A 19,263-nucleotide genomic window follows, 5' to 3' on the forward strand; every position below is an offset into this window, starting at 1 on the left:
TATAACGGCATTTGCCGTCAGGTTCAGGCTGAAGGCGCTAAGAATACCATAAAACGAAACGGCCCCTGAACAATCAGGAGCCGTCTTAACCTACAACCAGACTAAGCCCTTAACGGGAAATGGCGTAAACCTCACCGTCTTTCGACTGGATCAGCAGCTTGTCGCCTGCCACTACCGGTTCGGTCTGGAAGCCGGAGCTGTCAAGTTTCTGCTGGGCCACAAAGCGACCATCCAGCGTGTTGATCCAGTGCACGTAGCCTTCGCTGTCACCGACCACCAGGTAGCCGTCAAACAGCACCGGAGAAGTCAGGTTGCGATGCAGCAACTCACTTTGACGCCAGATCGCGACACCGCCATCCGCATTCAGGGCATCGACGCGATCATTCTGGTCAACCAGGTAAATACGGCCACCATCAACAATCAGGTCTTTCACGCCACCGATTTCGCGTTTCCAGATAATCTGACCAGAACGCAGATCCAGCGCCGTCAGGTTACCGTTGTACGCCAGTGCATAAACCACGCCATTGACGATCACCGGGGTGGTATCAACGTCGTTCAGACGATCAATCTCGGTCGCCCCGCTTGGCTGCGAAATGCGCTGCTGCCAAATCAGCTGCCCCTGATTCATGATCACTGCACTGACGCGACCATTGTCACCGCCAACAATCGCACCGCCAAAGGCGACCGCGGGTGCAGATTCACCACGCAGCGACAGGGCTGGCATATCAAGGTTGACGCTCCACTTGATGGCACCGGTGGCCTGATCCAGCCCCTGCAACTGACCGTTGCTGGTATGAATCAGTACCAGACCATCGCTGACCACCGGACGCGATAACGCTTCACCCGCAACCTTGGTCTGCCAGGCAATGCTGCCATCGCTGGTATTCAGCGCATAAACCTGACCGCGTTCACTACCAATAAAGATGTGATCGCCGTTAGCAGTCACGCCACCGGACAGCAGTGCAGAGATGTTTTTCGAGAAGAAGCCGGTCTTCTCAGAGAGATTCACTTTCCATTTTTCTTTGCCGTTGCTGGCATCGAGCGCTTTCACAATGCCAAAGCGGTCAGCCGCGTAGACAGTGCCATCCTGCCAGGCCGGATGCAGATTAGAGTAGAAATCACCCACACCGTCGCCCACCGAGGTGCTCCACGCGGTCTGCGGCGTAAACTGGTTTTCTACCTTCGGCAGCGGGGCCATTTTCACTACATCTTCTTCGCCGCTGAACAGCGAGCAACCGCTGAGCAGGGTGACTGAAATCAGCCCTGGCAGCAGGTATTTACGTAATTCCATGTGCGCTCTCTTGACTGGCTTAACTTAAGTTATTCATCTTCATCTGCAACATTTGCTTCAGTGCCGGAGAAGCTTGCGACTCCGCACCTTTGCTCCAGGCATCACGCGCGCCCTGCTTGTCGCCTTTGCTCAGCAGCGCTTCACCACGAATGTCCGCTACGATAGCTGTCCAGCCATCACCCTTAACATTGTTGAGGGTCGAAAGTGCGGCATCGGCCTGATTTTGTTGCAATTGAATGCGTGCCAGACGCAGGTTAATGACCGCCTGCAGATTGGCATCTTTAGTATCTTTCAGCCCGCTCTGTAACAGAGCAATGGCTTTGTCCAGCTGATTGGTCTCAACGTACTGCTTCGCCAGGTCCAGAGACGCCAGAGCACCGTAGGTGTTGTTGTTTTCACTGGCAAAACTGGCAACCGCTTCCAGCGTTTGCGGCTTATCAGCCTGCATGGCGCTGGTCAGCTTCTGATACTCCGCAGAGGCTGCTTTGTCGTTTCCGGCTTCATGACTGGCCCAAAAACGCCAGCCACCTAATGCCGCGATACCGATGATAACGCCTACCGCCAGTGCCTTGCCATTGTTGGCAAAAAAGCGACGCAGCGCATCAACCTGTTCGTTTTCGTTGCTGTAAACTTCCACGCAATCTTTCTCCTAAAAATGGCTGTTGCGATGCACGCTTACTGCAACAGCGTGCGCAACGTCGCGGCGGCTTCACTCTGGGCCAGCGTCTGCTGATCACCGGTACGCAGGTCTTTAATCACCACCTGCCCGGTTGCCACTTCATCTTCACCCAGCACCAGCGCAATGCGCGCGCCCCACTTATCTGCACGGGCAAACTGCTTCTTGAAGTTACCACCACCGAAGTTAGTCATCAGCTTCAATTGTGGGTCAGCATCACGCAGTTTTTCCGCCAGCTGCATCGCGGCGGACTGCACGCCCTGCCCCGAAGCGATAACATAGACATCAACAATGCGCGTCGGTTCAAATTCTGGGTTAACTGCCTGAACCAGCAACACCAAACGCTCCATGCCCATGGCAAAACCAACGGCTGGCGTCGGGCGTCCGCCCAGTTGCTCCACCAGGCCATCATAGCGACCACCACCGCATACCGTGCCTTGTGAGCCCAGTGCACTGGTTACCCACTCAAACACGGTACGGTTGTAATAGTCGAGGCCACGCACCAGACGTTGATTGATGCGGTATTGGATACCGGCATCGTCGAGCAACGCACACAAGCCGCTGAAATGCGCGCGTGAGTCTTCATCGAGGAAGTCACCCAGCGTCGGCGCATCATTCAACAGCTGCTGGACATCCGGGTTCTTGCTGTCGAGTACACGCAGCGGATTGGTGTACATGCGGCGTTTGCAATCTTCGTCCAGCACGTCTTTGTGCTGTTCAAGGAAGGCCACCAGGGCGTCACGATAGTTAGCACGCGCTTCCAGTGAACCGATAGAGTTCAGCTCCAGCTCGACATGATCGGCGATACCCAGCGCTTTCCACCAGCGCGCGGTCATCATAATCAGCTCTGCATCAACGTCCGGCCCTTGCAGACCAAACACTTCTGCACCCATCTGGTGGAACTGGCGATAACGGCCTTTCTGTGGACGCTCGTAACGGAACATCGGTCCCATGTACCACAGACGCTGCTCTTGGTTATACAGCAAGCCGTGTTCAATACCGGCGCGCACACAGCCCGCCGTACCTTCCGGACGCAGCGTCAGGCTTTCACCATTGCGGTCCTCAAAGGTGTACATCTCTTTTTCAACCACGTCGGTGACTTCACCAATCGCGCGGCTGAACAACGGGGTCTGCTCAACGATCGGCAGGCGGATTTCACTGTAACCATAGCTGGCCAGCACCTGCTTGAGCGTGCCTTCGATACGTTGCCAGATTGCTGTGTCAGCTGGCAGGTAATCGTTCATCCCGCGAATCGCTTGAATATTCTTCGCCACGTTAGAATCTCTTAAGACAAAAAAACCTGTCCGGCATCATACCTTATGAGGATGAAACCGCACAGGTTCAATCACAAACCGGTGCGCAGATGCGCACCTTCCCTTATTTTTCCAGCTGCTGCACGTTGATGCGACGGCTTTCGTCCAGCATCGATGCTTTGGCGCGGATGCGCGCCTCCAGCTGGTCGATCATGTCCTGATTATCGAGACGATCGCGCTGACGCACGCCATCTTCGTAGAAACCACTTTTCTTGTTGCCACCGGTCACGCCCAACGTCGAGACCGTCGCTTCACCAGGGCCATTCACCACACAACCAATGATCGATACATCCATCGGCGTGATGATGTCCTCAAGACGCTCTTCCAGCGCATTCACCGTGCCGATCACGTCAAATTCCTGACGTGAGCAGGTCGGGCAGGCAATAAAGTTAATGCCACGCGAACGAATACGCAGTGATTTGAGGATGTCGTAACCGACCTTAACCTCTTCTACCGGATCGGCCGCCAGCGAAATACGCAGGGTATCGCCGATACCTTCAGACAGCAGCAATCCTAAACCAATGGCGGATTTCACCGCCCCGGCACGTGCGCCGCCCGCTTCGGTAATACCGAGATGCAGCGGCTGGTCGATGGCTTTCGCCAGCAGGCGATAAGATTCCACCGCGAGGAAGACATCCGAGGCTTTGACGCTGACCTTGAACTGATCAAAGTTGAGACGATCGAGGTGATCCACATGACGCATCGCCGATTCGAGCAGCGCCTGCGGCGTTGGCTCGCCGTACTTTTCCTGCAAATCTTTTTCCAGAGAACCGGCGTTCACCCCGATACGGATCGGGATATTGTAGTGACGCGCGCAGTCCACCACCTGACGAATACGCTCGTTGTTGCCGATATTGCCGGGGTTAATACGCAGACAATCGACACCGTATTCGGCGACTTTCAGTGCAATACGGTAGTCAAAGTGAATATCCGCCACCAGCGGCACATTGACCTGTTGCTTAATCAGTTTGAAGGCTTCCGCCGCATCCATCGTGGGCACCGAGACACGGACGATATCAACGCCCACGCGCTCCAGCGCCTTGATCTGATTGACCGTCGCTTCAACATCCGTGGTGCGGGTGTTGGTCATCGACTGAACGGCAATAGGCGCACCATCGCCGACTGGCACCTTGCCGACGTAAATCCGCGTTGATTTGCGACGGATAATGGGTGCTTCGTTATGCATATTCTCTCTCCACAATTGCCCGGCAGGCGAGGTGCGCGTTATTGCGCACCCACAGTCAGACGAGCAACCTGGTTATTACGGATAAAACGACTTAAATCAACGGGCTGATTCTGATATTGCACCTGTACAGCGGCAGGAGCCCCAATTTTCAGACGATACGGAGGCTGACCGGCGAGGCTGAGTTTACCGCCGCTACGTTGCAGGCCGCTGAACAGTTTTTTACCGCTCGCGTCGGTCACTTCCAGCCAGCAGTCGGCGCTGAAGTTCATGACCAGTGCGTTCGGATCGCTCGAAGCCTGGCTTACGCCTGCGCCACCGGTTGGCAGCTGACCAGCCACGCTATTGGCCGGTGCCGGAGAGGTGGCGGGCGGCGGGGTGGTATCTACCGGAGCCTGACTGGGAGAAACCACTGCATTATCATTACCTTGCGTGGCTGTAGCCGGTGCAGACGTGGCCGCTGGCGCATTGCTGGCCTGTGCTGGCGTGTTGGTCGCACTGTCCGGCGTCGCCACGGCACCCGCGCCATTATCCACTGGCGTACCTGCACCGTTGCTGTCGGCATCGGCGCTGGCGTCGCTGCTGTTATCGCCCAGCGGGATCGATTGGCTGTTATCGCTACTGTTGCTGCCGTTCTGGTCAGCCATGGAGACCAACTCATCCTGGGAGGCTTTATGGTTCTGCCACCACCAGGCACCGGTCAACCCGATAACGACGAAGATCACCAGCCAGGTGAAGATCATCAGCCAGCCATCGCGTTTCTTACGGCGTTTACCCAAGGAGAAGCTCTGCATCGGCTCGATTTTGGCCGCACGTACCGGTGCCTGCTTCGCCATCATCGGCAGCAGATCGTCTTCCGGCACATGCACCAGACGTGCATAGGATCGAATGTAACCGCGCAGGAACGTCGAGGCTAAATCGGCTGGCGACTTGTCCTCTTCAATATCACGCACGGTGGAAAGTTTCAGGCACAGGCGTTCCGCGACGTTTTGCTGGGTCAGCCCCATCTGCTCACGGGCCAGTCGCAGGCGTTCACCTGTGGAATGTACTGCAGATTTCTCTTGAGTGGCTTCAGTATTCATTAGCTAAATAACGCTGGTACTGTATCGATTGTGGAAAACTTCGCGCCAACCGGTCGCCATAACGTGTAACGTCAGCAGCGTTTCCCTGTTGCGCGGCGAAACGTATCTGTAACCATAAACTGTCTGCACTGGCAGGCAGCCTGTGGTGGTAAACCTCTAAGAGCAGTGAAACCTTGTTCCACGCTTGCCGATCAAATTGCTTTTCCGCCTCCGCCAGCAGTTGACTGCCCTGCTCCGGCGCTTCATCCAGCGCGAGCGTTAATTGCTTTCGCGCGGCGGCATCATCTTCAGCTTGCAGGTAACAATAGCCCGAAAATAATAATGCATCGTGACGAGCGTCGGGTTCCTGCGCATCAGCCGCTAACTTAAACTGTTGATGCGATTCGTCATACTGCCTCAAACCGCAAAGAAACGCACCGTAATTGTTAGCGACGTAGCCGTTGGCAGGAGCCAGTTGCTGCGCACGCTGGTAGTACCAACGCGTTTGCGCGATATTTTGCTGCGCCTGAGCCACACGTGCAAGCGCCAGAGGCACACGATAGTCATGTGGTGCAGCTTGTTGTGCTCGCAGCAAATTACGCTGCGCGGATGAAAAATCCTGCGCGGCCAGATAGTGCAATCCCAACTGCAGGCGGATATCTGCCGCGTTCTGACGCGCAGGTTCACTGACACAACCGGTTACAACAAAGCCTGCTAATAACACTGCCGGTAATCCCTTACTCATTGTCGCTTCTCCCTGAGTGATTCAGGCGGGAGAGACTGACATGAGTTGCGCCTGGTGCAAATTACCAGGCGCTGAGTTTCAGAGCGCCTTCACAGAGATGGCTTCACCCGCCATCTTTTTACGCATAGTACGTTTGGTACGGTCGATCACATCACCGGCTAACTGACCACAGGCGGCATCAATATCATCACCACGGGTTTTACGCACGATGGTGGTGAAACCGTATTCCATCAACACCTTAGAGAAACGATCGACACGGCTGTTGGAGCTGCGGCCATAGGGCGCGCCCGGGAAGGGGTTCCACGGAATCAGGTTGATTTTGCTCGGCGTATCTTTCAGCAGCTCAGCCAACTGATGAGCATCGTCCGTGCTGTCATTGACGTGATCCAGCAGAACGTACTCGATGGTGACGCGCCCCTGGTTCGCATTTGACTTCGCCAGGTAACGTTTCACGGCGGCGAGGAACGTTTCGATGTTGTATTTCTTGTTAATCGGCACGATGTCATCGCGCAGCTTGTCGTTCGGTGCGTGCAGAGAAATAGCCAGCGCGACGTCAATCATATCGCCCAGCTTGTCCAGTGCCGGAACCACACCCGAGGTTGACAGGGTGACGCGGCGTTTGGACAGGCCAAAACCGAAGTCATCCAGCATGATTTCCATCGCCGGTACCACGTTGTTGAGGTTCAGCAACGGCTCGCCCATTCCCATCATTACCACGTTGGTGATAGGACGCTGACCGGTCACTTTCGCGGCACCGATAATTTTCGCCGCACGCCACACCTGACCGATAATTTCTGATACACGCAGGTTACGGTTAAAGCCTTGCTGCGCCGTCGAACAGAATTTGCACTCCAGTGCACAACCCACCTGTGAAGAGACGCACAGCGTGGCGCGGTCATCTTCCGGGATGTACACGGTTTCCACCAGTTGGTCACCCACGCGAATCGCCCATTTAATGGTGCCATCGCTGGAACGTTTCTCTTCCGCCACTTCCGGGGCGCGGATCTCAGTGAGCTGCATCAGCTTGCCGCGCAGCACTTTGTTGATATCGGTCATCTGCTCGAAATCATCGCAGCAGTAGTGATACATCCACTTCATCACCTGATCGGCGCGAAACGGTTTTTCACCCAGCGAGACAAAGAATTCGCGCATCTGCTGACGATTGAGATCCAGCAGGTTAATTTTTTCGTTTTTCGGGGAAACAACCACGGGGGAAGCGGACGACGGCGTCACAATCTGTTCGGACATAATGTTCTCTGGCCTCGTTGTTACACGTTATGGCTCTGGTTAAGAATAGGAAAAAAACAGCGCCCTTGCTGAGCAGGCTCAACAAGGGCGCATAATTGTACTACATCTGCGGCATGATGCCAGGGGAACAGATTTACACCTGATTAAAAGGTGTAAATCTTATGCCACCTTAGCGAGTGCGCGGGCAGACTTCGTTTTCAGCGAAGAAGTAGGCGATTTCACGCGCAGCAGATTCGGTAGAGTCTGAACCGTGAGTGGCGTTCTCGGTGAAGCTGTCCGCGTAGTCAGCACGCAGGGTGCCAGCCAGTGCGTTGTCCGGGTTGGTTGCACCCATCAGGTCACGGTGACGCTGAACGGCGTTTTCACCTTCCAGTACAGAAACCACAACCGGACCAGAGGTCATGAATTCAACCAGACCGTCGAAGAACGGACGGCCTTTGTGCTCCGCGTAGAAACCTTCAGCCTGTTCTTTGGTCAGGTGCAGCATTTTTGCGCCAACGATTTTGAAGCCCGCGCTTTCAAAACGGTTGTAGATAGCACCAATTACGTTCTTAGCGACAGCGTTTGGTTTAACGATTGAGAAAGTACGTTCGATTGCCATGTTGACCTCTGTTTTTACGGCATAGCCATTCTGAAGAAACCGGGAACCGGCCCGGTAAGAAAACGGGGCGATTATAGGGACATCATCGGGCGTTGCCTATTGCCGATCGTAGGAATTATTGAAAATAATTGATTTTAGTCGGGGCAGACCGCTGAAAAATGTGCCATACCGGGATGTTCATCCCCAACTTTCTCCTTACTAACCCTTGAGATAGCGTCCACATTCCCGGACACTGAGTCTTTCCCGATTGATGAGAAGAGGTTGCTATGACAGCTCCCCTGTTTGTGTCTGCTGACTGGTTAAAAGAACATTACACCGAGGAAACTCTACAGGTGCTGGATGCGCGCATGCTGCCACCCGGCCAGGAAGCGGTGCGTGATATCCAGGCGGAGTATCTGGCGGGCCATCTGCCCGACGCCCCTTTCTTCAATATCGAAGCCTTATCCGATCACACCAGCCCCTACCCGCACATGATGCCGCGTGCCGAAGCCTTTGCGGTGGCAATGCGAGAATTGGGCGTCAGCCAGGATAAGCACCTGGTGGTCTACGATGAAGGCAACCTGTTCTCCGCACCGCGCGCCTGGTGGATGTTACGCGCTTTTGGTTGCGTCAACGTCTCGATCCTGGCAGGAGGACTGGCGGGCTGGAAAGCAGCCGGTTACCCGCTGGCAACCGGTCCGGTGGTGTTAGCGGAAGGGGAATTTGACGCCAAATATGACAGCACCCAGGTGAAACGTCTGACCGATGTGTTGCTGATCAGCCATGAAGGTGGTGCGCAGATTATCGATGCCCGTGCCGCCAATCGCTTCAATGCCGAAGTGGACGAACCGCGTCCCGGCCTGTTGCGCGGACATATCCCCAACAGCCGCAACGTGCCGTGGAACAATCTGGTGGTGAACGGCGCACTGAAACCGGCAGCGCAACTACGCGAGGAATTTGATCGGGCTGGCGTGCAGTTGGATCAGCCGATCATTGCCAGCTGCGGCTCAGGTGTGACCGCAGTCGTGGTGATTCTGGCGCTGACAGCGCTTGGCGTGCGGGATGTCACGCTGTACGACGGTTCCTGGGGAGAATGGGGTAGCCGCGACGATTTGCCGATTGAGAAATGATAAAAAGCGCGGTCGTCGGACCGCGCTTTTTTAGATAATGCGCTGACTGCCTTTAAAGTCACGCAGGAAACTGCCCCAGCGACGCTCGTAAAACGGCGTAATGTGGGCAGTGAAGAAATGGCTGACGCCATGTTCGCCGCTCACCACTTCACACAGATCAATCGGCGCATCGTCGGTAAGCGTATCGGTCGCTACACTACCCGCCGCCTGAATGATCGCTTCAATATCACTGTCCGCCTCGATACCAATCAACAGATTCGGTTCCGCACCGGCCTGCTCACGAATGCTGGCAATATACGCGCGACGTACCTGCTTATATTTGGCAAACAGCTGGGTGAGCGAATCAACCATCTGCGCCGGGGGTGCAGCCACTTCTGAGAGCAGCAATGACTGGCCGCCCTCCAGCACCGTTTGCTGACTCAGCGCACTGCCCTCTTCGCCCAGCAAATGGGCAATTTCACCCGGTGAAAACTCTTTCCCGGTCGGCAGCTTGGGGTTGAGGAACAGGGTTTCGCCCAGCGTCATTTCGAACAAGGTGCGTACCGGCAGGCGCAGGTACGGCTGCTCATCTTTGATGGCTTCACTCATCGCCTGTTCAGATGTGAAAAAAGGGATGACGCTGCCGCCCCCTTCTTTTTCCCAGTGCTGAAGATCAACCGGTGTGGTGGCGTCAAATTGCTGCGCGCTACTTTCGCCCGGCACCCAGACATCCGCGTCCAGCAACAGCTGAAAAAACTCCGGGCGGTGCGCAGGCTCAGTGGCCGCCAGCTTCAGCACCTCTTCAAGACGGTTACTCATGGTTTGGTTTTTCCAAAAAAAAAAGACGGCAGGATTATACCTGCCGTCAGCGGGATTATTTCAGCAGCAAATTGGCGATGGTGCGAACCCCAAGGCCGGTTGCGCCTGCTGACCACTGATCCACCGCGCTTTTACGGTAGGTCGCTGAACAGTCGATATGCAGCCAGCCTTGCTGGTACTTGCTGACGAAGTGTGACAGGAACGCCGCCGCGCTGCTGGCACCGGCGGAGTGTGCCGGGCTGGCAATGTTGTTCAGATCGGCAAAGTTTGACGGCAGATGGCTGCGATGGAATTCTGCCAGCGGCAGACGCCAGAACGCTTCGTTCTCACTGGCTGCACTACCCAGCAGCGATTGTGCCAGCACATCATCAAAGGTGAACAGCGCGTGGTAATCGTTGCCGAGTGCGGTTTTCGCAGCACCGGTCAGCGTAGCGGCATCAATCAGCAATTCCGGGTTCTGCTCGCTGGCATCGATCAGGCCATCGGCCAGCACCAGACGCCCTTCGGCATCGGTGTTCATCACTTCAACAGTTTTGCCGTTGCGATAGCGAATGATATCGCCAAGACGGAACGCGTTGCCGCTCACCATGTTGTCAGCGCAGCACAGGTAGAGTTTCACACGTTTATTCAGACCACGAGAGATCGCCAGCGCCAGTGCCCCCGTCAGGGTGGCGGCACCGCCCATATCGGACTTCATCGAGTCCATAAAGCTGCTTTGCTTCAGGCTGTAGCCACCGGTATCAAAGGTGATGCCTTTACCTACCAGGCAAGCGTACACCGGGGTGTTCTCGTCACCGCCCGGATTGAAATCCAGCGCCAACAGCACCGGTGCGCGGGTAGAACCACGGCCAACGGTATGAATGCCGAGATAGCCCTGCTCGCGCAGATCTTCACCCTTGGTGATGCGATAACTCACGGCATCACCGCCAACTTCAGAAATCAGATCAATCGCGCCGTGTGCCAGCTGTTCCGGGCTGAGATCTTCAGCCGGCAGGTTGATGGTGTTGCGTACCCAGTCAACGATCTTCAGCCGGCGATCAAATTCGCGCTGATCCTGTTCGCTCAGGGTCGGCCAGTCCACCTGACGCGATCCTTTCGGGCCACGGTAGCCCTGCCAGAACGCCCAGCTTTTCTCCAGATCCCAGCCTTCGCCGCTTAACGCAACATGGCGAATGCCCTGACCGTCGAGTTTGCGTGCGGCGCGTTGAATGCTCAGCAGCGCATCCGCACCGGTGAGATGAATCGTCATGCCACTGTCATTGCTGCTCAGCAACGCTTTTTCACCCCAGCGCGCATCGGCGGCCTGGGAGCTGAGCGTAATTGTCATCGGTTGTGTTGTCATCGCGTGGCTCCGTATGCGTGAGTTATCACCTTCCGCCAGACCAGCGGAATGATGCTGTTAAACCAGTAATTAGCGAGAATTTGCCGCAGGCATCAGCGCCCGCAGACGGGTTACCGCTTTGTTGACCAGCTCGATGGCGTAATCAATTTCCTCTGCGGTGGTAAAACGTCCGAGCGAAAAACGCAGCGAGCTGTGTGCCAGCTCCTGCTCAACGCCCATCGCGCGTAGCACGTAAGAGGGTTCGAGACTGGCTGAAGTACAGGCGGAACCGGAAGAGAGCGCCAGATCTTTCAGCGCCATAATCAACGATTCACCTTCAACGTGGGCAAAACTGATATTGAGGATATTGGGCGCACCCTGCTCCAGCGAACCATTCAGCGTGACATCGCTCAAGGCGCTGATGCCCTGCCACAGACGCTGGCGCAGGGCAGCGAGACGGGCAACTTCACTGCTCATCTCTTCACGGGCAATGCGGTAGGCTTCGCCCATGCCGACGATCTGATGCACCGGCAAAGTGCCGGAGCGCATGCCGCGCTCATGACCGCCACCGTGCATCTGCGCATCAATCTGCAAACGCGGTTTGCATCGTACCCAGAGCGCACCAATGCCTTTCGGGCCATAAATTTTGTGTGCCGAGAACGACATCAAATCCACCGGCAGCACACTGACGTCAATCGGCAGCTTACCGACACTCTGCGTCGCATCGACATGGAACAGAATGTCACGTTCACGGCACAAGGCACCGAGTGCGGCGATATCCTGAATCACGCCCGTTTCGTTGTTGACGTGCATCTGCGAAACCAGCACCGTGTCTTCACGCACTGCCGCCGCCAACATCTCGCGGGTAACGATACCGTCAGGACCGGGTTGCAGATAGGTGACCTCGAAGCCTTCGCGCTCCAGCTGCTGGCAGCTATCGAGCACCGCTTTGTGTTCGGTCTGGCTGGTAATGATGTGTTTGCCGCGCGCCTGATGGCACTGCGCCGCGCCTTTGATGGCGAGGTTATCGGCCTCGGTGGCACCGGACGTAAACACGATTTCACGCGGATCGGCATTGACCAGCTCCGCAACCTGATTGCGTGCCACATCAACAGCTTCTTCAGCCTGCCAGCCAAAACGGTGAGAACGGGAAGCGGGGTTACCGAACGTGCCATCCAGGGTGAGAAACTGCATCATTCTGGTGGCAACACGCGGATCCGCAGGCGTAGTGGCTGCGTAATCCAGGTAGATCGGTAATTTCATTGCGCTAAAGCTCCGTATAAAAAATCATACGACGTTATAGCATGATTCAGCCTTCCCTGCCTTAGCAGGAAAGGCCGAAAGAGAGCGGATCAGGCACGCAGGTTAACGTTGATGGTTTCCTGCACGCGGTGAGTCTGGAAGCGGCGATTGTCGATGGCATTCTGACGGTCAGCGACATCCAGAATTTCCTGATTGTTGACCAGTTCCGCCAGCGTGATGTTGTTGAGGAATTCGCTGATACGCACGCTCAGATCACGCCACAGGACGTGAGTCAGGCAACGTTCGCCGCCCTGGCAACCTTCTTTGCCCTGGCATTTGGTGGCATCAACGGATTCGTCAACGGCGGTGATCACCGCACCAACGGCAATCGCGCCAGCATCTTTACCTAACAGATAACCGCCGCCCGGACCACGAACGCTGGCAACCAGACCGTGCTTACGCAGACGCGAGAATAACTGCTCCAGATAGGAGAGCGAAATGCCCTGACGCTCAGAAATGTCAGCCAGCGGCACCGGCCCCTCGTGCGAGTGCAGGGCAACGTCCAGCATAGCGGTAACGGCATAACGTCCTTTGGATGTCAGTCTCATAGCATACAACCTCGTAAGCGTCCGTCGGTTATCGGCGGGTATCTGATGAATGGCCGCTAGTCTGACATTCCTGAGTAAATTGGTCAACTATTTAACCGAGTAATTTGCTCAACTATTTAACCAAGCGATTTACTCAACTATTACCCTCACTGCCCTTACGTTTTTCAAACGACGCCAGCATACCGCGCAGAATGTTCAGCTCATCGCGTTCCGGGCGCGCGCGGGTGTACAGACGACGCAGCTTGCTCATCACCTGGCCGGGATTGCCTTCGCGGATAAAGCCGCTGTTCAGCATCATCTGTTCCATGTGCTGATAAAAACGTTCCAGATCATCAACCAGCGGATACGGCGACTCAGCAAATTGCGGTTGTGGAGTGGCCTTTTCCTGCGCATCCAGCCAGGCCATCCGCACTTCGTAAGCAATGATTTGTACCGCCATCGCCAGATTCAGCGAGCTGTATTCCGGGTTGGCCTGAATCGCGACATGATAATGACACTTCTGTAGCTCTTCGTTGGTCAGGCCCACACGCTCACGGCCAAACACCAGCGCAACCGGTGCCTGCTGCCCCTCTTCCACGCTTTTGATGCCGCATTCACGTGAATCCAACATCGGCCACGGCAGCGAACGTGAACGCGCACTGGTGCCGACCACCAGGCTACAGCCGGCAATCGCCTCATCGAGGGTATCGACGATCTGCGCATTGCCAATCACATCGCTGGCTCCAGCGGCAAGGGAGATCGCCTGAGAGTCGGGTTTCACCAACGGATTAACCAGATAGAGATTACTTAAACCCATGGTTTTCATGGCACGGGCGACGGAGCCCATGTTGCCGGTGTGGGAGGTTTCCACCAGTACAATTCGGATATTTTGCAGCATAATAGAAGCAGGTAAGAAAATGATGGCGCGATGCTAACATAAAAGCAGGACATTTACCGAATGCGCTGCTATACTCCGCGCCGTTTTCCCTGTTCTTTAACATCCAGCGAGAGATACCGATGCATCCGATGCTCAACATCGCCGTGCGCGCTGCGCGCAAGGCCGGAAATTTAATTGCAAAAAATTATGAAACCCCGGACGCTGTCGAAGCCAGCCAGAAAGGCAGCAACGATTTCGTCACCAATGTTGACCGCGACGCAGAACGTCTGATTGTCGAAGTGATTCGCAAGTCATACCCGCAACACACCATCATCACCGAAGAAAGCGGTGAACTGGCGGGCGACGATCAGGACATTCAATGGGTAATCGATCCGCTGGATGGCACCACCAACTTTATCAAACGCCTCCCTCATTTCTCCGTTTCTATCGCTGTGCGCATTAAAGGCCGCACTGAAGTTGCGGTGGTTTACGATCCAATGCGCAATGAACTGTTCACCGCAGTACGCGGCCAGGGCGCGCAGCTGAACGGCTACCGTCTGCGTGGCAGCACCGCTCGCGATCTGGATGGCACCATTCTGGCAACTGGCTTCCCGTTCAAACTGAAGCAGCATGCTCAGACCTATATCAATGTGGTTGGCAAACTGTTTACCCAGTGCGCTGACTTCCGTCGTACCGGTTCAGCGGCGCTGGATCTGGCTTATGTGGCGGCGGGTCGTGTGGATGGCTACTTCGAAATCGGTCTGAAACCGTGGGATTTCGCTGCCGGTGAACTGCTGGTGCGCGAAGCGGGCGGTCTGGTGACTGACTTCACCGGCGGCCATGGCTACCTGATGTCAGGTAACATCGTTGCCGGTAACCCGCGCGTTGTTAAAGCTCTGCTGTCCACCATGCGTGACGAACTGAGCGAAGCGCTGAAGCGCTAATTTTTCTGTCGCGGCGCGGATTCGCGCGCCACGATGTTAAAATGGCCGCAGACCACTGCTCATCATGGGTTGAGCGCTTTGCCACAGCAACGCCCCCACCACCACTAACACCACGCTACCGACGATTGCCAGCAATGGCATCAGCACTTGCGCGCCTTGCGTTGTCGGGCTGGCGCTGCCCAGTTTCTCCGCCAGTTTACGCGAACGCTGCACCAGCAACCCCATCGCTGACACGGTCACCGCCGTGCCCATCGCCATGGCAATGGCGGAGGCGACGCCCCAGACATACACATCAATCACTTTCGCAAACAGCAGCATCATAATGGCACCCGAACAGGGACGCAGCCCCATCGAGAACACCACCAGCGCCTGAGTTTTGCCACTGACAGCCTGCTCCATCTGCGCAGCACTTGGCAAATGGGCGTGGCCGCAGCCGCAGTGCTCATCATGCTGATGGTGAGGGCGGATCGCATGGATCTGCATTTTTGCCACGGGCTTTAACGCCGCCCGCAGCGCGCGGACTGCACGCCATCCCACCCACACCCCCAACGCCATCACCAGCAGGTAACTGCCCTTCTCCAGCCAGTAGCTGCCCAGATGCATCGTGCGTGATGAGGTTTGTAACACCACCAGCATCACCGTCACCAGGCCGATCGCCACACCCCCCTGCAACAACGCCGCCAGCAGTGTCAGCTTCATACTGGTTTTTAAACGCGCCGGATGGGTCGCGAGGAAGGTGCTGATCACCACTTTGCCATGACCGGGGCCAAGGGCGTGCAGTACGCCGTAGGCGAGGCTGAATAGCATCAGGGTCACCCCCGCCTGTTGTGGCTGTTGCGCGACCTGCTGCAACAACTGCGTCATCTCACGATTCAACACCTTTTGCCACAACACGCTTTGTAGCAAGATTTGCGGCCAGTATTGCCACAACATGCCCGCCGCCAGCAGCAAAATCAGCGCCAGCAACCAGAGCGGCCATAAACGGCGGGAACCGGCAGGCAGGGAGATTAATGACATGTCAACGTTACCGTCTGTGCGAATTGCTGCCCAAGATCCATATCTTCCGGTGGCGCATCGGCTTTATCCAGTGACAACGCGTACTGTTTTAGCGAGTCGTCCGGTTTTGGCGTGTGTAAATCGAGCTGGCAACGCGCTTTCAGCGTGTCCGGCAGGGTCAATGCCTGCGCGTTGTCGTAATACATATCGACAAAGTAGCTCGGATCAAAGGTGAGAATGCGGTACTGCGTATGACTCAGGGATTGCGGTTCACCCAACGGCAGAATGAACTCCAGCACCGCTTTGTTGCCGTTGCGCGATAGCTGGTATTCCTTCGGCAAATTGAGGAATTTCACCCGATTTTTCCCCTGCCACACTTCGGTGAAGTAATGCTGACCCAGCACATTAGCCATCACCTGTGCGGCCAGTTTTTTCCACACCACACTCCCCGGCGCGGCTTTACCGGCATCGTACAGCAGGTCGGCGGAAGTGATTTCATCCATGGTCCACACCATTTTAAAGCCGGTGAGATGATCATTGTCGGTCAGAAGCTCAGTTCTCATATCAATAAAACTATGCGGATGTGACCAGGCCACGTGACTGACCAACAGCATCAGGGTAAAAAGCGCAATTTTCATAACGTTATAAAGTAACAATTAAAAGGTGCAGATTCCAGTGGTCCAGAAAAACTGTGACCCGCTTTAAAGCTCTGAATAAAAGTCACGACAAAGTGCAGGGTTACCACACGGAGTTGGCTATTCTTAGCTCAAAAATGACCTGCTGGAATGACCATTGATGAGTTCTGCAACTTCCTCTGCACCACTCTTCAGCCGTTCCCAACGTCGCTGCCATCTGCTGTTGCTGCTGTTTCTGCCCGCTCCCGCGCTGACGCTTGACAAGCTCTGCCAGTTAAATGGCGTGGACCCTGTTGTCGCCCGACAGGATATCGCGGATGTCAGTGACGAGATACAGCGTTATCATCAACTGGAACTACACCAGATGGTTGATGGCAGCTTTCGCGTACATGGAACGGAGCTGGACAGGCGTTTATGCCTGCTCCACTGGCTGCGACGCGCTTTGCGCCTGTCGCAGGATTTCGTCTGCGAACACTTTGCCCCGGTGCTACGCCAGCGCCTGAAAGTGTTGAAAATCGAAAAAGCGTTGTGGGATGAAACCAACTTACAGGCGCTGATTCAACATTGTAGCCTGCGCCTCAATCGGAACTTTAGCCCGCGCGATCGGCTATTTCTGCAAATCTATATGAAATATGCCCTGTGCCAACGGCAGATGGCGCTGTTCAATGATACGCAGCGTGCCTGGCTGGCAGAGAAGGCAGAGCGCGACGCCGCCGATGATGTGATTCATCACTGGCAAAAGCGTTGCCACTTGGTGCCTGATGCCAGCGAAACGGATTTCTGGACGCTGCTGTTTAGCCTGATTCATGCACCAGATGGCTCGCAATTGCAGCATCCTCAGGCGCAAGTGCTGATGCAGGCGGTGGAGGCGTTAATCATCCGCTTTGAAAAGCTGGCGCTGACCCAAATCAGTAATCAGGAAGAGTTGAAGCAGCAGCTGTTCACCCACTTGGCGCAGGCGCTGGATCGCAGTCATTTTGCCATCGGCATCGATAACAGCGTGGCGCTGGATGTGGCACGCCTCTATCCACGCCTGCTGCGCACGACCCGCGCCGCGCTCGATGACTTTGCCGTGCAATTTGCGACCCGTTTTAGTGCTGAGGAAGTGAGTCTGGTGGCGGTGCTGTTCGGTGCCTGGCTGATGCAGGAGAGTGCCTTGCAGGAAAAACAGGTGCTGCTGCTGACCGGTGACGATGCCGGCCTTGAGCAACGGCTGGAGCAGCAGATCCGGGAACTGACGTTGCTGCCCATTAACATCACCTATCAGGATATCGTGCAATTTCGTCAGGATGGCGCACCGCGAGATATTGCGCTGGTGATTACCCCTTATGCGACTTCGCTGCCGCTCTTCTCACCGCCGATGATTCATGCGGAGCTGCCGCTGAGCGAACATCAGCAGCAGCGTATCCGGCAATTGCTGGAGTCCTAAACCGCCCGGGGGCGCAGGAACAAGGCAGGCAGCGCCACCAGCGCCATCACCCAGAACAGATGCCCCTGCAAAGGGGTAAACAGCACGCCACAAATCATGGTCATCACCGCGATCCCGCCGCCCATCGCCAGCGCCGAATACAGCGATTGCAGACGGATCACCTCCGCGCCTTGACGGGCCGCGATAAAGCGCATCGCCGCCAGATGGCAAACGGTGAAGCTGCCGCAGTGCAGAATCTGCCCGACAATCAGCAGCGGTAATGCGGTGCTGGCTCCGAGTAGCGTCCAGCGCACCAGCGCGCACACGCAGGAAAGCAGCAACAGGTCGCGTGCCGTCCAGCGGCGGAATAGCCAGTTGCTGAGCGCGAACACGATGATTTCCGCCACCACCCCGAGCGACCAAAGATAGCCTACGGTGCGGGCTGAATAGCCGGATTCCTGCCACCAGATAGCACTGAAGCTGTAATAGGCAGCATGTGCGCCCTGCATCAGGGTCACGCACAACATAAAGCGCCAGACGGCGTTTTCGCGCAGCAGATTACGCCAGACAGACCAGCCGCCACTCGCCCCCTGACGTGCATCGCCCTGCGGTTGCGTTTTCGGCGGCAACATCATGCCGGACAACATCGACAGCACCCCGACCGACAGCAGCACCAGAATCGCCTGCGACGAAAACTCGCTCACCAGCATCCCGGTCAGCGCCGAGCTGATCACAAACGCCAGCGATCCCCATAAGCGCACCGGACCATAGGCAAGACCGATTTGCTGCGTCCAGGTGGCCGCCAGCGCATCGCTCAGCGGCACCAGCGGCGAAAAGAACAGGTTAAAACCAATCATCACCAACAGCAGCCACAGCCACTGGCCGCCCAGCCAGAAGCCGAGCGCGAACAGACAGGTCAGCAGCGCCAACAGACGTAGTGCGCGAATCAAATGGGAGGGGGTTTTTACTTGCGAAGCAATCAACAGGCTGCCGACAAAGCGTGCCACCATGCCGCAACCGATCATCAGACCGATTTTTTCCGCATCTAACCCCAAGCCTTTGAGCCACACACTCCAGAAGGGTAAGTAGATGCCGTAACAGAAAAAGTAGGTGAAGTAACTGAGGCCCAGCCATTTAGCCGATCCGAGGGTCATACAAACTCCGCAGGGTAATTATCCATGTTATTATTTTGCGCGGTACTTTGTCAGAGCCATGAGTAAAAGGGAAT

Annotated in this window: 19 protein-coding genes; 3 read left to right on the forward strand and 16 right to left on the reverse strand. The window is 55.9% G+C overall.

Features of this window, described 5'->3' with window-relative positions; translation table 11 throughout:
- Positions 1 to 109: 109 nt before the first annotated feature.
- From bamB to ndk, 8 genes are all read right to left on the reverse strand, one after another.
- A complete protein-coding gene (gene bamB, locus PAT9B_RS14755) occupies positions 110 to 1,291 on the reverse strand; it encodes an outer membrane protein assembly factor BamB (protein WP_013510078.1) in 1,182 nt (393 codons plus the stop codon).
- 19 nt (positions 1,292 to 1,310) lie between these two features.
- Complete coding sequence (locus PAT9B_RS14760) at positions 1,311 to 1,928, reverse strand: YfgM family protein (protein ID WP_013510079.1); 618 nt, start codon at positions 1,926 to 1,928, stop codon at positions 1,311 to 1,313.
- A gap of 38 nt (positions 1,929 to 1,966) precedes the next feature.
- Positions 1,967 to 3,241 (reverse strand): histidine--tRNA ligase, encoded by a 1,275-nt coding sequence (hisS, locus tag PAT9B_RS14765; protein ID WP_013510080.1) that lies wholly within the window; start codon positions 3,239 to 3,241, stop codon positions 1,967 to 1,969.
- A 103-nt stretch (positions 3,242 to 3,344) separates the two neighbouring features.
- Complete coding sequence (ispG, locus tag PAT9B_RS14770) at positions 3,345 to 4,466, reverse strand: flavodoxin-dependent (E)-4-hydroxy-3-methylbut-2-enyl-diphosphate synthase (protein WP_013510081.1); 1,122 nt, start codon at positions 4,464 to 4,466, stop codon at positions 3,345 to 3,347.
- A 38-nt stretch (positions 4,467 to 4,504) separates the two neighbouring features.
- Entirely contained in the window at positions 4,505 to 5,545 is a 1,041-nt protein-coding gene (gene rodZ / locus PAT9B_RS14775) for a cytoskeleton protein RodZ (protein ID WP_013510082.1), read from the reverse strand.
- Positions 5,535 to 6,269, reverse strand: a complete 735-nt coding sequence (gene pilW / locus PAT9B_RS14780; protein ID WP_013510083.1) for a type IV pilus biogenesis/stability protein PilW — start codon at positions 6,267 to 6,269, stop codon at positions 5,535 to 5,537. Before pilW ends, rodZ begins: the two co-directional genes overlap by 11 nt.
- Before the next feature lie 78 nt (positions 6,270 to 6,347).
- A complete protein-coding gene (locus PAT9B_RS14785; protein WP_013510084.1) occupies positions 6,348 to 7,517 on the reverse strand; it encodes a bifunctional tRNA (adenosine(37)-C2)-methyltransferase TrmG/ribosomal RNA large subunit methyltransferase RlmN in 1,170 nt (389 codons plus the stop codon).
- 169 nt (positions 7,518 to 7,686) lie between these two features.
- Positions 7,687 to 8,118 (reverse strand): nucleoside-diphosphate kinase, encoded by a 432-nt coding sequence (gene ndk, locus PAT9B_RS14790; protein WP_013510085.1) that lies wholly within the window; start codon positions 8,116 to 8,118, stop codon positions 7,687 to 7,689.
- 266 nt (positions 8,119 to 8,384) lie between these two features.
- On the opposite strand from ndk, the gene sseA reads away from it, so the two are divergent.
- Positions 8,385 to 9,227, forward strand: a complete 843-nt coding sequence (gene sseA / locus PAT9B_RS14795; protein WP_013510086.1) for a 3-mercaptopyruvate sulfurtransferase — start codon at positions 8,385 to 8,387, stop codon at positions 9,225 to 9,227.
- A 30-nt stretch (positions 9,228 to 9,257) separates the two neighbouring features.
- Here sseA and sseB read toward each other — a convergent pair whose 3' ends face one another.
- The 5 genes from sseB to trmJ form a co-directional block, all read right to left on the reverse strand.
- Positions 9,258 to 10,025: an enhanced serine sensitivity protein SseB gene (gene sseB / locus PAT9B_RS14800; protein WP_013510087.1), complete on the reverse strand. Its 768-nt coding sequence runs from the start codon at positions 10,023 to 10,025 to the stop codon at positions 9,258 to 9,260.
- Positions 10,026 to 10,080: 55 nt separating this feature from the next.
- Complete coding sequence (gene pepB / locus PAT9B_RS14805) at positions 10,081 to 11,367, reverse strand: aminopeptidase PepB (RefSeq protein WP_013510088.1); 1,287 nt, start codon at positions 11,365 to 11,367, stop codon at positions 10,081 to 10,083.
- Between the two features lie 69 nt (positions 11,368 to 11,436).
- A complete protein-coding gene (locus PAT9B_RS14810; RefSeq protein WP_013510089.1) occupies positions 11,437 to 12,609 on the reverse strand; it encodes an IscS subfamily cysteine desulfurase in 1,173 nt (390 codons plus the stop codon).
- A gap of 89 nt (positions 12,610 to 12,698) precedes the next feature.
- Positions 12,699 to 13,196 (reverse strand): Fe-S cluster assembly transcriptional regulator IscR, encoded by a 498-nt coding sequence (gene iscR / locus PAT9B_RS14815; protein WP_013510090.1) that lies wholly within the window; start codon positions 13,194 to 13,196, stop codon positions 12,699 to 12,701.
- Between the two features lie 133 nt (positions 13,197 to 13,329).
- Positions 13,330 to 14,073: a tRNA (cytosine(32)/uridine(32)-2'-O)-methyltransferase TrmJ gene (gene trmJ / locus PAT9B_RS14820; protein ID WP_013510091.1), complete on the reverse strand. Its 744-nt coding sequence runs from the start codon at positions 14,071 to 14,073 to the stop codon at positions 13,330 to 13,332.
- Between the two features lie 119 nt (positions 14,074 to 14,192).
- Here trmJ and suhB point away from each other — a divergent pair, with 119 nt between their 5' ends.
- Complete coding sequence (gene suhB / locus PAT9B_RS14825; protein WP_013510092.1) at positions 14,193 to 14,996, forward strand: inositol-1-monophosphatase; 804 nt, start codon at positions 14,193 to 14,195, stop codon at positions 14,994 to 14,996.
- Between the two features lie 36 nt (positions 14,997 to 15,032).
- On the opposite strand, the gene PAT9B_RS14830 is transcribed toward suhB, so the two are convergent.
- Together PAT9B_RS14830 and PAT9B_RS14835 are read right to left on the reverse strand one after the other, a co-directional pair.
- Positions 15,033 to 16,013 carry a nickel/cobalt transporter gene (locus tag PAT9B_RS14830; RefSeq protein ID WP_013510093.1) on the reverse strand — a complete coding sequence of 327 codons (981 nt, stop codon included), beginning with the start codon at positions 16,011 to 16,013 and terminating at the stop codon, positions 15,033 to 15,035.
- Positions 16,004 to 16,630 carry a DUF1007 family protein gene (locus PAT9B_RS14835; protein WP_013510094.1) on the reverse strand — a complete coding sequence of 209 codons (627 nt, stop codon included), beginning with the start codon at positions 16,628 to 16,630 and terminating at the stop codon, positions 16,004 to 16,006. The genes PAT9B_RS14830 and PAT9B_RS14835 overlap by 10 nt, the downstream gene beginning before the upstream one ends.
- A gap of 157 nt (positions 16,631 to 16,787) precedes the next feature.
- Between PAT9B_RS14835 and csiE the strand changes: the two genes are divergently transcribed.
- Positions 16,788 to 18,056, forward strand: a complete 1,269-nt coding sequence (csiE, locus tag PAT9B_RS14840) for a stationary phase inducible protein CsiE (protein ID WP_013510095.1) — start codon at positions 16,788 to 16,790, stop codon at positions 18,054 to 18,056.
- Here csiE and PAT9B_RS14845 read toward each other — a convergent pair.
- Entirely contained in the window at positions 18,053 to 19,189 is a 1,137-nt protein-coding gene (locus tag PAT9B_RS14845) for a 3-phenylpropionate MFS transporter (protein WP_013510096.1), read from the reverse strand. The two genes, csiE and PAT9B_RS14845, sit on opposite strands and share 4 nt — an antisense overlap.
- Between the last annotated feature and the right edge of the window lie 74 nt (positions 19,190 to 19,263).

The sequence above is a fragment of the Pantoea sp. At-9b genome, assembly GCF_000175935.2.
GTDB lineage: Bacteria > Pseudomonadota > Gammaproteobacteria > Enterobacterales > Enterobacteriaceae > Pantoea.

Excerpts from the sequence above, each read along its gene's own strand:
- bamB (WP_013510078.1), bottom strand. The coding sequence starts at position 1,291 with ATGGAATTACGTAAATACCTGCTGCCAGGGCTGATTTCAGTCACCCTG.
- ispG (WP_013510081.1), bottom strand. The coding sequence starts at position 4,466 with ATGCATAACGAAGCACCCATTATCCGTCGCAAATCAACGCGGATTTAC.
- rodZ (WP_013510082.1), bottom strand. The coding sequence starts at position 5,545 with ATGAATACTGAAGCCACTCAAGAGAAATCTGCAGTACATTCCACAGGT.
- pilW (WP_013510083.1), bottom strand. The coding sequence starts at position 6,269 with ATGAGTAAGGGATTACCGGCAGTGTTATTAGCAGGCTTTGTTGTAACC.
- PAT9B_RS14785 (WP_013510084.1), bottom strand. The coding sequence starts at position 7,517 with ATGTCCGAACAGATTGTGACGCCGTCGTCCGCTTCCCCCGTGGTTGTT.
- ndk (WP_013510085.1), bottom strand. The coding sequence starts at position 8,118 with ATGGCAATCGAACGTACTTTCTCAATCGTTAAACCAAACGCTGTCGCT.
- sseA (WP_013510086.1), top strand. The coding sequence starts at position 8,385 with ATGACAGCTCCCCTGTTTGTGTCTGCTGACTGGTTAAAAGAACATTAC.
- sseB (WP_013510087.1), bottom strand. The coding sequence starts at position 10,025 with ATGAGTAACCGTCTTGAAGAGGTGCTGAAGCTGGCGGCCACTGAGCCT.
- pepB (WP_013510088.1), bottom strand. The coding sequence starts at position 11,367 with ATGACAACACAACCGATGACAATTACGCTCAGCTCCCAGGCCGCCGAT.
- PAT9B_RS14810 (WP_013510089.1), bottom strand. The coding sequence starts at position 12,609 with ATGAAATTACCGATCTACCTGGATTACGCAGCCACTACGCCTGCGGAT.
- iscR (WP_013510090.1), bottom strand. The coding sequence starts at position 13,196 with ATGAGACTGACATCCAAAGGACGTTATGCCGTTACCGCTATGCTGGAC.
- trmJ (WP_013510091.1), bottom strand. The coding sequence starts at position 14,073 with ATGCTGCAAAATATCCGAATTGTACTGGTGGAAACCTCCCACACCGGC.
- suhB (WP_013510092.1), top strand. The coding sequence starts at position 14,193 with ATGCATCCGATGCTCAACATCGCCGTGCGCGCTGCGCGCAAGGCCGGA.
- PAT9B_RS14830 (WP_013510093.1), bottom strand. The coding sequence starts at position 16,013 with ATGTCATTAATCTCCCTGCCTGCCGGTTCCCGCCGTTTATGGCCGCTC.
- PAT9B_RS14835 (WP_013510094.1), bottom strand. The coding sequence starts at position 16,630 with ATGAAAATTGCGCTTTTTACCCTGATGCTGTTGGTCAGTCACGTGGCC.
- csiE (WP_013510095.1), top strand. The coding sequence starts at position 16,788 with ATGAGTTCTGCAACTTCCTCTGCACCACTCTTCAGCCGTTCCCAACGT.
- PAT9B_RS14845 (WP_013510096.1), bottom strand. The coding sequence starts at position 19,189 with ATGACCCTCGGATCGGCTAAATGGCTGGGCCTCAGTTACTTCACCTAC.